The sequence below is a fragment of the Pirellula sp. SH-Sr6A genome, assembly GCF_001610875.1.
Classification (GTDB): Bacteria; Planctomycetota; Planctomycetia; order Pirellulales; family Pirellulaceae; genus JBKCUI01.
Map to the genome: position 1 here is coordinate 5139544 of NZ_CP011272.1, position 16636 is coordinate 5156179.

At 54.7% G+C, this 16636-nt stretch carries 8 protein-coding genes; 3 read left to right on the forward strand and 5 right to left on the reverse strand.

Going from position 1 to position 16636, the window contains the following annotated elements:
• Positions 1-13: 13 nt before the first annotated feature.
• Complete coding sequence (locus VN12_RS20035) at positions 14-1525, forward strand: helix-turn-helix domain-containing protein (protein WP_146678468.1); 1512 nt, start codon at positions 14-16, stop codon at positions 1523-1525.
• 21 nt (positions 1526-1546) lie between these two features.
• Here VN12_RS20035 and VN12_RS20040 read toward each other — a convergent pair whose 3' ends face one another.
• Positions 1547-2914: a tRNA modification GTPase gene (locus tag VN12_RS20040; RefSeq protein WP_146678469.1), complete on the reverse strand. Its 1368-nt coding sequence runs from the start codon at positions 2912-2914 to the stop codon at positions 1547-1549.
• A 104-nt stretch (positions 2915-3018) separates the two neighbouring features.
• On the opposite strand from VN12_RS20040, the gene VN12_RS20045 reads away from it, so the two are divergent.
• Together VN12_RS20045 and VN12_RS20050 are read left to right on the forward strand one after the other, a co-directional pair.
• Positions 3019-4383 (forward strand): homoserine dehydrogenase, encoded by a 1365-nt coding sequence (locus VN12_RS20045; RefSeq protein ID WP_146678470.1) that lies wholly within the window; start codon positions 3019-3021, stop codon positions 4381-4383.
• A gap of 43 nt (positions 4384-4426) precedes the next feature.
• A complete protein-coding gene (locus tag VN12_RS20050) occupies positions 4427-5647 on the forward strand; it encodes a cofactor-independent phosphoglycerate mutase (RefSeq protein WP_146678471.1) in 1221 nt (406 codons plus the stop codon).
• Between the two features lie 13 nt (positions 5648-5660).
• On the opposite strand, the gene VN12_RS20055 is transcribed toward VN12_RS20050, so the two are convergent.
• The 4 genes from VN12_RS20055 to uvrA all read right to left on the reverse strand — a co-directional run bounded on the left by VN12_RS20055 (position 5661) and on the right by uvrA (position 16636).
• Entirely contained in the window at positions 5661-6380 is a 720-nt protein-coding gene (locus VN12_RS20055) for a hypothetical protein (protein WP_146678472.1), read from the reverse strand.
• Between the two features lie 10 nt (positions 6381-6390).
• Positions 6391-9972, reverse strand: a complete 3582-nt coding sequence (gene dnaE, locus VN12_RS20060; protein WP_146678473.1) for a DNA polymerase III subunit alpha — start codon at positions 9970-9972, stop codon at positions 6391-6393.
• A 61-nt stretch (positions 9973-10033) separates the two neighbouring features.
• Complete coding sequence (locus VN12_RS20065) at positions 10034-10492, reverse strand: hypothetical protein (protein ID WP_146678474.1); 459 nt, start codon at positions 10490-10492, stop codon at positions 10034-10036.
• 90 nt (positions 10493-10582) lie between these two features.
• Entirely contained in the window at positions 10583-16636 is a 6054-nt protein-coding gene (gene uvrA, locus VN12_RS20070; protein ID WP_146678475.1) for an excinuclease ABC subunit UvrA, read from the reverse strand.

The following is a 16636-nucleotide window of genomic DNA, read 5'->3' on the forward strand; positions in this document are numbered from 1 at the left end:
AAGGCTCCCTCGTATGTCCTCGGATGATCCGAATAAATCGATTGCGAAGCGGCAGATTGCCAGACTGATCGGTAGCTCGGACATTCCGATGTATGTGCTAGACGAGCAAGACATTCTCGTTTACGCGAATGAAGCGATGTTGGCTTGGATCGCATCAATTCGCGGGCCCGATTCCGTTCCCTTGGACTTGATTGGTCTCAACTGCCGTTTTCATTCTCGACCTCTCGAAGGTCAACCGGATACCGAGCCAGACGGCGCCACCGACCGTCTCGCCGATTGGATCGCCCAGCTCGCTCCCCCCACCCTTTGGGATCGGAGTTCTCTTCACGTTTCGTCATGGGACGACGCGACGGCGAAAGTGATTGTACCACTGGAGCCGCATAGCGACGGGATGGGCGTACCGGGGCCAACAGGTACGTTGTTGGTGCTTCGGCTGCCGGAACGATTGCTCGATATTTATCGACGATTGCAATCGGGCAGCCGCGAATGCCCTTTGCCAAAATCGACCGATGGAGAATCGTCACTACCTTGGCCATGGTTAATCGCGGGACAGTCGCTACGAGCCGTACTACTGCGACAGCAATGGGAAATGGCATGCGCATCCGAGACCTCGACCATCTTGATCGGTGATGTTTGTGAAGAGCGGGACGCCCTCATTGCCATGCTCGCCCGCACGCGTGCCTCGCGAAAGAATCTGCTTTATCAACCCGGATCGACCATCCGGGTTGACTGCCATCTTATGGATGGATCGCTTTTGGAAAGCGTCCTCGAAGCGGTGGATGAAGTCATTCGTTCCTTTGGGTCCCGAGCCAGTCTCTTTTTATCGAGACTCGATGAACTTCCAGAAGAACTCCTGCTCGCCTTGGATCGCTATCTCGCCTCGAGACCGGAGCTCGTTACCTTTGCGAGCTGCCGTAAGCCGCTTCACGAATCGCGTGGCACGAACTCGTTATGGTTGCGCCTTTGGTTACGTCTTTCACCGCTCCGCATCGAGCTCCCCTCGCTTCGCGAAAGGTTGGAAGACTTGGATTCCATCATTGCAAGCTGGTTTCAAGCAAGGCAGCAGTTGGCGGAGCAAGGGCTTCGCATTCGCTCCGAGAAAATCTCTCGGCACCTCACGATCGCTTCTCCAGCAAAAGATGCGTTGCTAGCCTATCCCTGGCCAGGGAGCTACGAGGAGTTGGCCAGCGTCCTCGAATCTTCGATTCAACAATCCGAGGGAGGCGAGATCGGCGTATCCCACCTTCCGATCGCAATCCGTACGAGCCCCAGCCACTTTGAACGGCCTCCTTCTCTCGAACCCATTGCGCTCGATGAAGTCCTCGAGCAAGTTGAGAAGCAGCTTATCATGGAGGCGCTCGAGCATTGCAAAGGAAATCGCACCGCGGCGTCGAAACTCCTATCCATTTCTCGCGCTCGTATGATTCGTCGATTGCAACAATGGGGACTGATCCAAGACTCGACCTCGGGAGACGAGGAGGCCGAGGGCGATCTCCCGCAGTTCGAAGAAATCCGCGATGACTGATTCACCAATTGGCTTGGGTAGCTACTTGCCGATACAAAACCGACTGAAGAGCGCGTCCAACACGTCTTCGGTGTAGACCGTGCCTGCTACCAAACCAATTTCGTCTAACGCTATCCGAATTTCGGCAGCGATGATTTCATCGCCACATCGACCTCGGACAGCATCGAGGGCGGCTGCGATCGCACCCTTTGCGTTTAACAAAGCGCCTTGGCATCGCTCCACCGTCATCGGAACCGCGTCGGCCTGTTCCGCTTTTTGTTGCTGTACCCAATGCAAGAGGGCATGGCCAAGCTCCGCGACACCGTCCCCTGTCTTCGAACTGACTTCGTATCGCGCCTCGATGCGTTCGACGTTTCGATCGCGTGTCCCACCGTGAGGGCGAGATACATCGCATTTTGTTTCGATGAGCCAAATCGGTTTGGACGAACTCAACACCGGGGCAGGGATTGGTTCTGACAACTCATCGTGTGGAGAACAGTAAAGAAGCAAGTCCGCTTGCTCGATCTGCGATCGAGTAAATGCCTGTGCGAGGCCGCGCGGTGAGTCCTCCTGCCACTCTTCCATGCCAGCGGTATCGAGCAGATCGAACGCGACATCGGACTGTTGGACACGGTAACGAAGGTAATCACGCGTGGTGCCAGGTGTCGGGCTAACCATCGCGACCTCGGTGCCTGCAATGGCATTGAGAAGCGAGCTCTTGCCCGCGTTGGGAGGACCGGTGAGAGCGATCTGCCACTCGTGTTTTTGTCCGGAGCGAGAGTCCATTTGGGAGAGGATCCCTTCTACACTCGATAGGGCATCGAGCAACCTCGACTCGATCTGCTCGGGTGAAATGAACTGGATGTCCTCGTCGACAAAATCCAATCCAGCTTCGATGTCCGCCAACAAATGGATCAAATCGCGACGAGTGTCAGCCAAAGGTGCGGCCAACCCTCCCGCTAATTGGTTCAGTGCCACCGCAAGACTTCGTTGGTCGTGTGCGTGGATGACACCGAGCACCGCTTCGCATTGCGTCAAGTCCAGCCTTCCTGCCAGAAACGCTCGGAGCGTGAACTCTCCTGGTTGCGCGAGTTTCACCCCGGACAAAATCAGTTTTCGTTGTAGTTCGCTCAACAAGACCGGTGCACCGAGCGTGTGCAATTCGGCGGAAGGCTGACCGGTGTAACTTCTGGAGTCCGGCCAACAAAAAACCGAGACGGGGAGCGGCCCGAGCTCTCCGAGGTCGATGTCCATCCCGACTCGTTGGGCAAACGGGATTTTTTCAGGAAGCGGGCCAAGAGTTCGGAGCATGGCCAGCGTATCCGGACCGGTGATCCGAATCGCTCCTCGGAGGGCAGGCGCCTCGCCTGTGGCGATGGCGCAGATGGTCGTTTCGGTATCGAATTGCATGCCCTGGGCATCCCGGTTTGCGGAACGGTAACTTTGCGAGATCGTGATCTTGGTTTACTATTGTGCCTTTTCGGATGATCACCAACAGAGGATGACGCTCTTTCATGGAGAAAACAAGGGTTGCCATTGTCGGCATGGGAACTGTCGGCACCGGGGTGGCAAAACTCCTGCTCGATCATGGGGACCGTTTGGCTCGCCACGCGGGCCGCGTTCTTTGGCTTGAAAAGGCGACCGTTCGGGACCTGAAGAAGAATCGATCTATCCAACTGCCCAAAGGGGTTTTGACGGATGACTTGAACTCCGTCCTCCAAGATCCGAATATCGAAGTTGTCGCGCACTTGGTCGGGGGCATCGAGCCGGCTCGCACGATCATGTTGCAGTTGCTCGATGCAGGAAAAGATGTAGTCACCGCAAACAAAGCGCTCCTTGCCGAACACGGAGAGGAACTCTTCGATCGAGCTCGAGCGTTGGGTCGGACCATCGCGTTTGAGGCGAGCGTGGGGGGGGGAATCCCGATCATTGCGAACATTTCGCAATGCTTTTCTGCCAATCAAATCCGCTCGCTCCGCGGGATTCTCAATGGTACGAGCAACTACATCATCACACAGATGGAGGAGCAGGGGGAAGACTACGCCGACGCGGTTCGCCACGCTCAGGAACTCGGGTACGCGGAAGCAGATCCGACGATGGATGTCGATGGAAGCGATGCCGCGCAGAAGCTTGCTATTCTCGCCCACCTCGCATTCGGTGTTCGCGTGAAATGGAGAGAGATCCATCGCCGTGGCTTGGAAGCATTTCAGCTTGCCGATTTGCGATATGCATCCGAACTCGGATATCGAATCAAACTGATTGCCACGGCTCACCTGCACGAAGAAACCGGTCAGCTCGAACTTCATGTCTCACCGACGCTGATCCGAAAAGGACGTCCGCTCGCGGAAGTTCGAGGGGCCTACAATGCAATTTTGGTCGTCGGCGACGCGGTTGGAGATATGTTTTTCCACGGCAAAGGGGCAGGACAGATGCCGACCGCGAGCGCGGTGGTCGCCGATATGATCGATACCGCAGCCGGTCGTACCGATATTACGTTCCGGCGATTGGAACTTTGGTCCGACCGGGAATCGAAAATCGAAATTCTACCTTACGAGCATTCCAAGGGCCGCTATTACATGCGGTTTCACGTCGCCGACGAACCTGGTGTTCTATCTCAAATCACAGGCATCCTTGGTAAACACCAAGTATCGATCGCATCGATCATCCAGCACGAGCCCGAGCCCGAGCAAACAACGGGTTCTTCGTCGGATGAGTCGCGGGATGGACGCGAGGGTTCGCCTTTGACTGTCCCACTCGTGATCATGACCCACCAAGCGACCGAATCGGCTGCCATGGCGGCCAACACCGAAATCCGTAATTTAGCCTCCGTGCGCGACGAAGCCGTTTATCTTCGTGTTTCCGAAGGGGATAAAGCATGACGCGAACAGGACCTTTTCACCTCCAATCAGAAACGACACGACTATGAAATGGGTTATCATCATTCCGGACGGCTGCGCGGATTTCCCTGTCGAGTCGATCGGCGGAAAGACACCGCTTCAAGCCGCGAAGATCCCCAACATGGACCGCATCGCACAACAAGGCGTCGTGGGACGTTCGGACAACGTGCCGCGCGTCTTCACGCCTGGCAGCGAAGTCGCAAATATGACGCTCTTTGGCTATAACCCGCACGAGTTCTTTACCGGGCGGGCTCCAATCGAAGCCGCCGCGCAGGGGATCCAACTCGGGCCCTACGATTGGGCGATCCGATGCAATTTGGTAACCGTCCAAGATCAGATTATGGTCGACTTCACCGCGGATCACATTTCGAGCGAAGAAGCGGCGGAGATGCTCCGGACAGCTCAAGAGAAGCTGGGGAACGCCCAGTTGGAATTCGTCCCAGGTGTCAGTTACAGGAATCTCTTGATCTACCGAGGCCAGTCTCCCTCCGATGTTCCATTCTCGTCGGACACGCGCACGACCGCCCCGCACGACCTGACCGATGAATCGATCGAAAGCGACTTCCCCAAGGGACCCGGATGCGAACTTCTCTGTCGCCTGATGGAAGAAAGCCAAGCGGTTTTCCAAGATCATCCGGTCAATCAAAAACGAGTGGCTGCTGGCAAACGTCCAGCGACCAACCTCTGGCTCTGGGGACTGGGAAAGACTCCACAACTTCCCTCCTTTGAATCTCTTCACGGATGCCGCGGTGCCATGATCACCGCCGTCGACCTGCTTCGAGGTCTAGCTGCCTTGATCGGTTGGGATCGAATCGACGTCGTCGGCGCAACTGGGTACCTCGATACCAACTATGCTGGAAAAGGACAGGCTGCTATCGAAGCTTTAAAAACGCACGATATCGTCTGCGTCCACGTCGAAGCCACCGATGAAGCGAGCCATGAGGGGCGAGTCGATGAAAAGATCAAAGCCCTCGAAGCGATCGATCATCACGTCGTCGGACCCGTTCTCGATGCGTTGGAAAAGATCGGCGACTACCGCATTCTCGTCATGCCAGATCACCCGACCCCGGTCAGCACCAAGAAGCATTCGCACGGCTGGGTACCTTTTGCCACATGCGGTAAAGGCATTCAAGCAGATGGTTCGAAGAGCTACGATGAAGTCGCAGCAGGGGAATCGAATCTTCAGTTTCCGGATGGATGGAAATTGATTCCGAGTTGGATCCAAGCGGGCTTTTCTGGACGATAAAAACGACAGCTCGCTAGCCCCGAATGATCTTCGCTCGCTTCGCTTCCAATTCTGCGAGGCGAGCTTTCACACGGTCGATTTCAGCATCCAATTGCTGGAGACTCTCTGAAAGTGCCGAACGATCTAGGGACCTCGTCGAAACGTCCACGTCAACTTCCGCAGGATGAAGTTTGTGCATCACAGGAATTGTCGTTGTCATGGCCGTCACGAAGATCGATAGCACCGCGAGAACTTGGGCCTCCAAGAAAAACGATGCAGGAGCGAGGATCATCATCGAAATGAGAATTGCCAGTGCGATAATGCCACCTCTGGCGACGAACTGCAACCACTGAACTCGACTCGCTAATCTCGCGAGCGAGAGTAGAACGATGTGGCCACAGGCGATTGCAGAAACCACCAGTACCATGTTCGTTTGCCAAAAGCCGATAACGAACCGGTCCGACCATATGAGTACCAGACTGAACAAGGTAGCGAGGAGCGACAACCCGACGCCTAGGATCGCTACCGACTCGACAAAGAGATCTCGCCCCGAGAACAGTTCTCTACGCAACCCAGGACTGCATGCTAGCCCTCCCAAGCTCCCTCCAGCGATGACCAAAGTCGAGAACAGGATCCGGGCCTCGAAAGGACTAAATCGACCGATCAAGACAATAACGATCCCGATACACGCGGCCAACACGATGGAAACGATCAGGGAGATGAGAAACGGCTTTTTCAACGACGCAAGAACCATGCGCGAATCCTCACGTCGCAGATCGACGGAACTGGTTTTGGCTACCACCGCTCTTCATCTTCGGCTTGGTCGCTAGCAGTTTATGGCTCGGGGGTCCCAACAAATCGTCCAATCGTGTTCGCAATTCGGAATCGATGGCAACCCGATGTTTCGTCGCTTTGATGTGTACTGTTTCACCAGAGTGCAATCGCAACGCGAACATCACATCGCGTTGGCCTGGATACCCGCGCAGGATCTCGCGAATCTTCGTCATCAATTCAGGGTCGTGTCGTGATTGATCGAACAGAATGTGTATCCCGGTTGTGAACTTGGTGTCCGCTTCAGCGATCGGAATAAGTTCATTGACGATGAAATTTACTTCGTCCCCTTCCCCTCGCTTGTCGACGGTTCCCCGCGCCAAAACAACCGCATCGTGCTGGATCAATTCGCCGAACTGCTCAAAGTCGCTTGGCCAGCATATTCCACGAACGTAACCATCCATATCTTCCAAGTCGAAATTGGCGTACTTGGCTGACTGCCCCGGTTTCGGATTCTTGATAAACGCCATCTTGATAGAGGAAATCATCCCTCCCATCAACACTTCGTCACGATGCTTCGCATTCTTGATCGTCGAGGAAGTATGCGAACAAAATGCTTGCAGGGTTGTCGCATATTCGGAAAGGGGATGGGCGGTCAAGTAATACCCGAGCACTTCTTTTTCCATCGCCAGTTTCTCACGTTCCGGAAACTCCGGAACATCTGGCAATACCACCTTGACCTCTTCGGCGACCGCCGAAACATCGTCGAAGAGACTCATCTGTCCGCTCTTCTTGTCCTTCAGCTTCGCGGCTCCTCCCTGCAGAGCTTTCTCGATCACAGCCATTACCTGCGCCCGCTTTGCACCGAAACAATCCATGGCACCGGCTTTGATCAATGATTCGATCGTGGATTTGCCGCAAGCTGCTGCGTCGACACGTTCGCAAAACTCAAAGATGTTTTTGAAAGGCCCGTTCTTTTTCCTTTCGGTGGCAATTGCATCGGCAGCGGAACTACCGCAACCTTTGATCGCCGAAAGGCCAAAGTGAATCTTGCCATCGGCGACGCTGAAGTCGGCAGAGCATGTATTGACACTGGGGGCCTCCACAGCGATTCCCATCCGTTGGCAATCTTCGATATGCTCGACCAGACCATCTTTTCGTTTGAAGTTCCGGTTGGGAATATCACCCGTCAACAAGGCGGCCATGAACTCCACTTTGTAGTGGGTCTTTAAGTAGGCTGTTTGGTATGCGACGAGCGCGTAAGCTGTCGAATGACTCTTGTTGAAGCCGTACCCCGCGAACTTAAGAATCATGTTCCAGAAGTCTTCGGCTTCCTTCCGGGTTAGACCTTTCTCCAGGCATCCCGCCAGAAACTTCTCGGCGTTGGCAGCGATCAATTCTTCCTTCTTTTTGCTGATCGCCTTGATACACGTGTAGGCTTTGGCGAGCTCGATTCCTCCCAATCGGTTCAGAATCCGCATGACCTGCTCTTGATAAACCATCACGCCGTTGGTCTCTTCCAAGATCTCTTGGAGAACGGGATGGATATAAGTAGCCTGCTTCTTCTTCAGTTTCACGGCGACATATTCATCGACCATTCCCCCTTCGAGAGGACCGGGCCGATAGAGCGCATTGGTCGCGATGATATCGTGGAATCGGTCGGGCTTCATACGCTGGAGCAAGTCGCGAATCCCTCCAGACTCCAACTGAAATACCCCTTTCGTCTCCCCGCGTTTGAGCAACTCAAAGGTCTCTTTGTCATCCAGCGGGAAATCGAGTGGGTCGATTCGAACTCCTCGAGTCTGCTCGATGATGTCGACCGATTTGGAAAGGATGGTCAAGTTGCGGAGGCCCAAAAAGTCCATCTTGAGCAATCCGGCCGCTTCCACGTCCCCCATCGACCACTGGGTGATAATGTCCTCTTTGCCCGATACGCGCATCAATGGGACGTATTCGGTAAGGGGTTTGTCCGCAATCACGACGGCCGCGGCATGCGTACCGATGTTGCGTGCCATCCCTTCGATCTTCATCGCATAATCGAGCAATTCGCGGACATCGGAATCGCTCTCGTAAAGCTTCTTGAGGTCTTCGCTTTCCTCCATCGCGTTTTGAATCGAGATCTTAGGATCGTCCGGAACCAACTCGCTGACTTGAGCAACCCGATTCAACGGCAATCCGAGCGTTCGCCCCACGTCTTTGATCGCCCCTCGCGCCTTCAACGTACCGAACGTTCCAATCTGAGCTACGTTCGACTCGCCGTACTTTTCCTTTACATACCGAATGATTTCGCCCCGTCGCTCCTGGCAAAAATCGATATCGATATCGGGCGCCTCCAATCGGCTCTCGTCCAAGAACCGTTCGAACAGCAAGTCATACCGGACGGGACAAACGTGGGACAAGTACAGCGCATAACACACCAGTGCACCGACTCCAGACCCCCGAGCGGTCGCGGGTACGTCGATCTCACGTGCGTAACGGACGAAATCCCATACGATCAAAAAGTAATTCGAGAATCCCAGCTTGCGAATCACACCCAACTCGCGATCCAATCTCTCTTGAACCACCGTTGCCAATTCGCCATCGACGAGCATGTCAGGACTCTTCGCATACCGGGCCTTGAGACCATTGGTACACAGCTCTCGCAAGTAATCGTCGGCAGTGATTTCGGGATTGGGCAACCGATAGGTCGGGAAGTTCCGTTTACCCAATTCCAAATCGATATCGACCGAATTGGCGATCTCCTGCGATCGAGCGACGGCATCGGCATGACCTGGGAAGTGCTGGTACATTTCCTCCGGCGAACGGAGGTAGAACTGATCCCCTTCCATCTGCATGCGATTGGTATCGGTGCGGAATTTTCCCGTTGCAATGCAAAGCAAGACGTCTTGCACTTCTGCGTCTTCTTTGTCGACATAATGGGCATCGCTGGTGGCGACCAAGGGAATACCGACTCGATTCGCCACATCGATTGCCCCGGCCATTTGCTGCCGCTGGATCTCGAGATTGTTGTTCATAATCTCGATGAAAAATCGATCTTGAAAGACCTTCGAAAACCATTCGGTGACATGGGTCGCGTCTCGAATCGCCGCATCGGTGTCTTGTCCCCGAAGGATCGCGCGCGAAAACTCGCTCGAGACACAACCGCTGAGGCAGATAATCCCTTCGCTGTACTTCGCCAGGATCTCTTTGTCGATTCGCGGCTTGAAATAGAAACCTTCCAGACTTGCTGCCGAAGCGAGGCGGATCAAGTTCTTAAAGCCGGTTTGATTCTTAGCCAGCAGCGTCAAATGGTACGCCGCTTCTTTCGACGAGGAAGCGTCCCGTTCGAAACGACTGCCCGGCGCGACGTAGGCTTCATACCCCAGAATAGGATTGATGCCCAAATCCCGAGCCTTCTTGTAGAACTCGAGAGAGCCGTGCAGGTTACCGTGATCGGTGAGCGCCAACGCGGTCATGCCGTGCGATTTGGCCCTCTTGAGCAGTTTGCCGATCGGGCTTGCACCATCGAGCAAACTGTAATGACTGTGGCAGTGCAAGTGAACAAACGGACGCTGGGCAGGGGTGTTGGATTCCATTCGGTCGCCACGGTTACGTCAAGAAGGTCTAAAAATCGGAGCTCAATCGATCGCGTACCAACTACTTGGTCGGCTCGCCCGTCGAATCGGTAGCGGTCGCTTCGGAAGGCTCGACAAACTCGACGCCGTCAAACCCGGCTCCCAGGATCGTTTTTTCAATATTGGCTCGATCCAGTTCCCCTCGATACGAAATGGTGATCACTGAGTTGTCGATCAATCCCTCCGTATTCTTCTGCGGAGCCAGCCCGACATCCACCACGCCCTCCCGCTTTTTGAGGACGCTCTGGATTCCGTTGAAACAACCTTCGACACAGCTCATCGTGTCGATCTTCACCGACACCGTTTTTACCGCTTCAGCGGGAGAATGAGGGGTCGGCATTTCGACATCAGGCGCGACGATTTCGCTCAAATCGGGCGCTCCTTCCACCGTCACATCCCCTTTGGTATCGCACCCCACCATGGCAGCTGCGAGGCACATCCACGAAAGCAACGAAAGCTTGGTAACGATCTGCATTTTCACTGATTCGATCCTTGGAGAGAGGGATTCAATAAGACTTCTCTCAGTTATATCTCCTCGGGGAGCGAAGACCAAACGGAATTGAAGCACGGGTCATCGAGGCTTGCTCGGCGGTCGGGACGGCCGCTTGGTCCCCTCCCAAAATTCTCGCAACGCTTCGCCCGTATAACTGCGGTGGCCCGTCGGTTTGGCGGATGATGCAATGTCGGTTTTCGAAGCCGCTTTGCGTCCCCTTGTCTTCTTTTCGGAAACTTGCAAAGCGATCCCTTCCGCATCGCCATAGCTTCTATTCGAAGCATATTCGATCAGTTTTTCAGGGGTACCGGCGAAGACAAGTTCTCCTCCTTGCTCGCCTGCCTCCGGGCCGAGGTCGAGGATCCAGTCGGCGCATTGGATGATATCGAGGTTGTGTTCGATTACGACAACCGTGTTCCCGCTATCCACCAAGGCTTGCAAGACGTGAAGGAGCTTCTGGATGTCATTGAAGTGCAATCCGGTCGTTGGTTCATCGAGAAGATAAATGGTCTTCCCATTGTTGGGGCGACAAAGCTCGGTTGCCAATTTGACCCGCTGAGCCTCACCACCACTCAACGTCGGGGCGCTTTGCCCCAACGCGAGATAGTCCAGCCCGACATCGCAGAGGGTTGAAAGCATGTGATGGATCTTCGGGATCTCGCTCATCAAATCTCTCGCTTCCCCGATCGACATGTTGAGCACATCGTCGATCGAATGCCCTTTGAATTTCACGGCGAGGACCTCGGAGGTATACCGCCGTCCGTTGCAGGCGTCACATGAAATCCAAACATCGGGTAGAAAGTGCATCTGAATACATACTTGCCCTAACCCCTCGCACTTCTCGCATCGCCCGCCCGAAACGTTGAAGCTGAAATGACCGGCTGTGAGACCTCTGGTTTTCGCTTCCGGCAATCGTTGAAATAGCTGCCGAATATGATCAAAGACTCCGGTGTAGGTCGCTGGATTGCTTGACGGAGACGCCCCCAGTGGCGACTGATCTACCTTGAGCACTTTCTTAAAATGCAAATGTCCCCTGATTTCGCGAAAGGGGCCCGGCACACCATCCGTAGCGTAAAAGTATCGTGCCAAGGCGGGGTACAGAATTCCGTTGATCAAGCTACTCTTGCCACTTCCGCTCGGACCCGTCACCGCGGTGAAACAACCGATCGGGATCGACACATCGATTCCCTTGAGAGAGTTCGCTTCGGCTCCTTTCACCGTTAACCAACCGTGCGGTGTGATCGCGATATCGGTCCAATCGTGCTTGGATATGTGGATCGCATCGTCGAGGGAAACACGACGGGTTGAAGGGGGTGTGATCTTCTTTTTACCACTCAGAAAAGGTCCCGTTACCGAGTTCTTCGCGCGGGCTATTTGTGCGGGAGTACCCTGCGCGACCACATTGCCTCCAAGCGGCCCGGACGCCGGCCCAAAGTCTCGCAACTGATCGCTTTGCGCAATCACCTCGCGATCGTGCTCAACAACGACCAAGGTATTCCCCAGGTCCCGAAGCGACTTCATGGCCCGAATCAGTCGATCGTTATCACGAGGATGCAGCCCGATGGTCGGCTCATCCAAAACATAAAGGACGCCGCTCAATCCGGCGCCGAGTTGACTGGCCAACCGGATACGTTGTGCTTCGCCTCCGCTCAAGGTGTTCGCCGAGCGATCTAGGGTCAAATACTCCAACCCCACATCGCATAGAAATTGCAAGCGATGCTGGATTTCGCGCAGAAGTTCGCCTGCAATTTTTTGCTCGCGCTTCGAAAGCTTCCAACTGAGCACCCGTTCATTTAACGATCCAATTGGTAATTTGACAATGTCAGAGATCGTATGATTGCGATATCGGGCGTGGGCTGCTTCGGAACAAACCCGTGCACCACCACAATCAATGCATGGTCCCTCGTTGATGAAGTTTGCCAACGCGTATCGATCGCGGATGTTCGAACTAGATGCGGATTCCACAGCCGCGTAAACGCCTCGATAGGCAAATGTCATATACACCTTCGAATTCGGAGCCGCATTCGGATCGATCGCCGCTGCCAAATCCCCTTGGGTGACAACAAATTGACGATTTGGAAGGCCCTTGAGGAGCATAGCGCGTTGCCCGGCCGTTAACTGTTTGATGGGTCGATCCAACGGCAATCCGGTCTCACGCCCCAACGCATACAACATGGCTCGCGAGAGGGGAGATTGAAGATCGGGCCAAATTGGCAATCCTCCTTCCAATAAACTCTTCTCTGTTTCGAAAGCCGCATTGGGATCGATCCCGCGCATCGAACCGATTCCCAGGCAGGCTTCGCACCAGCCGACCTGAGAATTGAAAGAAAATCTGTGCGGTGTCAGGGGCTGAAATGAGATGCCGCACGCGTGGCAGGCGAGCTGCAGCGACATCGTTTTGACCTCCCAGTGCACCTCTGACCTTGAGTCATCGACCATGGCGATTTGTAAAATCCCATTTCCCATCGTGAGGGCCGTATCGACGCTGTCCCTCAAACTTTTAGGATCGAGCCGATCCCACTGCAACCGGTCGACCACCAACTGGAATTCATTTCGCGACTGGTATTGCAAGGTGGGTATATCGTCGAGCGGATACACCTTTCCGTTGATCCGCATCCGCACGAAGCCTTGCTGGCGGAGCGATGTGAGGAAGCTCGTGAGGTCGGTGTTTGCATTTGGGGCGACCGGGGCGAGCAGCAATGCCCGGCCAGTGCCTTGAGCAGCCGCTAAGTCTCGAATGCGATCGAGGATTTGATCGCTGGTCTGGCTGCTCACCGGCGCATCGCACTGCGTGCAATGCATCTGGGCAAGACGGGCAAACAACACACGAACGTAATCGTAAATCTCCGTTACCGTCCCGACCGTGCTGCGCGGTGTATGCGATAGATTCCGCTGCTCGATGGCCACGGAGGGACTCAAACCATCGACCCGAGCAACCTTGGCTTTGGGCATTTGACCGACAAACTGCCGTACATACGGGCTCAAACTCTCCACAAACCGACGTTGCCCTTCCGCATACAACGTATCCATCGCCATCGACGTCTTTCCACTGCCGCTTTGACCACAAAAAACGGTCATTCTGTTGCGGGGGATGGTCAAATCGACGTTCTTTAAATTGTGATGTTCCGCGCCAACGACGTGAATATCCTGCAACGCCGGTGCATCTTTTTGTTCCTTCTTCGTTTTGGTTTTCGGCGTAGCTTTCTTTTTCTTCGATACTTTTCGGTGCGACTCGAAATACCGTGCAAGTGCCTTTCCGGTATGCGACGCTTTGCACCGAGAAACCTCTTCTGGAGTCCCTGTGCAAACGACCTGACCACCAGCCTCTCCCCCCTCCGGTCCCAGGTCTATCACCCAGTCGGCTGCTTGGATCAGATCGAGATTGTGCTCGACGACGATCACCGTGTTTCCCAATTCCACCAGGGACTGCAACACGCCGAGTAGTAAATCGATGTCGTAGAAGTGCAAGCCCGTCGTCGGTTCATCCAGCACATACACGGTCTTGCCCGTCGATCGACGACTCAGCTCCTTGGACAATTTGATACGTTGCGCTTCGCCCCCCGATAGGGTCGGGGACGGTTGCCCCAGCTTGAGGTAATCCAATCCGACTCCGTGCAACGTCTCTAGTTTGCTCGCGATCTTTGGAAACTCGCTGAAGTGCTCGAGAGCTTGCTGGACATCGAGCTCCAAGCAATCGGCGATCGATTTCCCTTTGTACTCCACCTGCAATGTCGCTCGGTCGTACCTCTTTCCTTCGCATACCGCGCAGGGAACCCAAAGGTCGGCGAGAAACTCCATATCAAGCCGTACTGCTCCATGCCCCTCACAAGCCGAACATCGGCCTTGCTCCGTATTGAAACTAAATGTGCCCGCATCGAATCCTCGCCGTTTGGATTCAGGCAATTCGGCAAATAGGGAACGTATTTCGTCAAAGACTTTGACATAGGTTGCAGGGTTGCTGCGCGGGGTCCGTCCAATGGGACTTTGATCGATATCAATGACCTTATCAATATGCTCGATCCCTTGGATTTCGCGGTGCTTTCCAGACTCTTCCACACCCCGCTGAAAAACACCCCGAATGGCTGGCGATAGGATCTCGGTGATCAATGAGCTTTTCCCGCTGCCGCTCACACCGGTGACGGCGATGAAGCACCCGAGTGGAATATCAACATCGAGGTTCTTCAGATTGTGATGTTCCGCTCCGAGAATCTTGATTTTCTTCCCGTTTCCAGGCCGTCGCGACTCGGGGGACCGAATGCGCCGGGTTCGATTGAGAAAGCCTCCCGTCAGGCTTTCGTCATTCGAAATAATGTCGTCGAGCGTCCCCGACGCGATTAGCTTCCCCCCTCGAACACCAGGTCCCGGACCGAAATCGACGATGGTGTCCGCGATGCGCATCGTGTCTTCGTCGTGTTCAACAACGATCAGAGTATTCCCTAGATCGCGCAAACGTTGGAGCGAGGCGAGCAACCGATCGTTGTCCCTCGGGTGGAGCCCAATGCTCGGTTCGTCCAACACGTAGAGCACCCCTACCAGTCCGGATCCGATCTGGCTAGCAAGCCGAATACGCTGCGATTCTCCGCCTGACAAAGTCGGAGCCGTCCGATCGAGCGAAAGATACCCGAGACCAACATCGATCAAAAATCGAAGCCTCGCTCGAATCTCCTTGACCGCTTCCTCTCCAATCTGCCATTGGAGTGGGCTCAATTCCAAACCTTCAAAAAATTCACTGCATCGATCGATCGAGAGGCGGGAAACGCCACCGATCGAATACCAAGGGACGTTGTGGAAGCCCTTCGCGTGCGTCTTCAGTCGAATCGATCTCGCTTGTGCATTCAATCGAGAACCGTCGCATGCCGGACACCGACCGATTCGCATACAGCGCTCATGGTTGGCACGCGTAAATGGATTCGACGTCGCGCGATAAGTATCGCGCAACTCAGGTACGATTCCACGGAAGTCTTGTCCATGTAACGCTTTGCCCTTTACCCTCACCGATTCCCCTTGGTAACCGTTGAGCAGCGCTTCTTGCTCCGCCTCTGAGAGTTTCGACCAAGGAGTCGAGAGGAGACTCCCAGTCTCCAATCCCAGGCTTCCCTCAATCGTCGCGCAGTACAGGGAGATCGATCGGCGATACCATCGCGTCATCTCGCTGTGTTTGCCGATCAGTGGAATCGCACCGTTCTTAATCGATTTGTCCGGCAGCTGAATCAATAGCTCGGGATCATAACGAAAAGATTCCCCTAAGCCCTCGCATTCTTGGCACGCCCCCTGTGGGGAATTGAAACTCAACAATTGCGGAGAAGGTGGGGGATAGGATTTGCCACACGAAGCGCACGCGTAACTCGTCGAAAAGACAATATCGTCAGCCGTGTCGTAGGTTGCCGTATCGTCCTCGCCGGGGACCATGGGGGCGAGTAAGAGTGTTCCTTCACCAAATCGAATCGCAGTGTCCACCGCTTCTGCGATCCGCTGCCGACTGCTAGCTTCAACGGAAATGCGATCTACGACCAATTCCACGTGGTGCTTGATCTGTCTCTCCAGGGACGGGGGCTCGGAAAGGAGATACACGCGTTGGTCGATGCGTGCTCGATTAAAGCCTTGTTTACGCAAATCCTCGAACAGATCCCGATGCTCCCCCTTCTGCCCTCGAACAATAGGAGCGAGAAACAAGTAGGGTTTCGAACGATCGAGCCCCATGATCTTCTCGACCATCTGATCGCGAGTCTGCGATGAAATCTGAATCTGACAGTCTGGGCAGAATCCCGTGCCAACTCGTGCAAAGAGAACGCGAAGGAAGTCGTGAATCTCGGTGATCGTCCCTACCGTCGAACGAGGATTATTCCCAGTCGACTTTTGGCTGATCGAGATCGAAGGGCTCAGTCCGGAAAGATAATCCACATCCGGCTTCGGAATCTGACCTACGAACTGACGAGCGTAAGTGGATAGACTCTCCAAATAGCGTCGCTGCCCCTCGGCGTACAATGTGTCGAAAGCGAGCGAACTCTTTCCGCTGCCCGACACGCCGGTAAAGCAAATGAGCTGGTTCCTAGCGAGCGTCAGATCTACGTTTTGAAGGTTGTGTTCGCGAGCACCGCGAACGACGATCGGCAGATCACGCGTCGTTGCCAA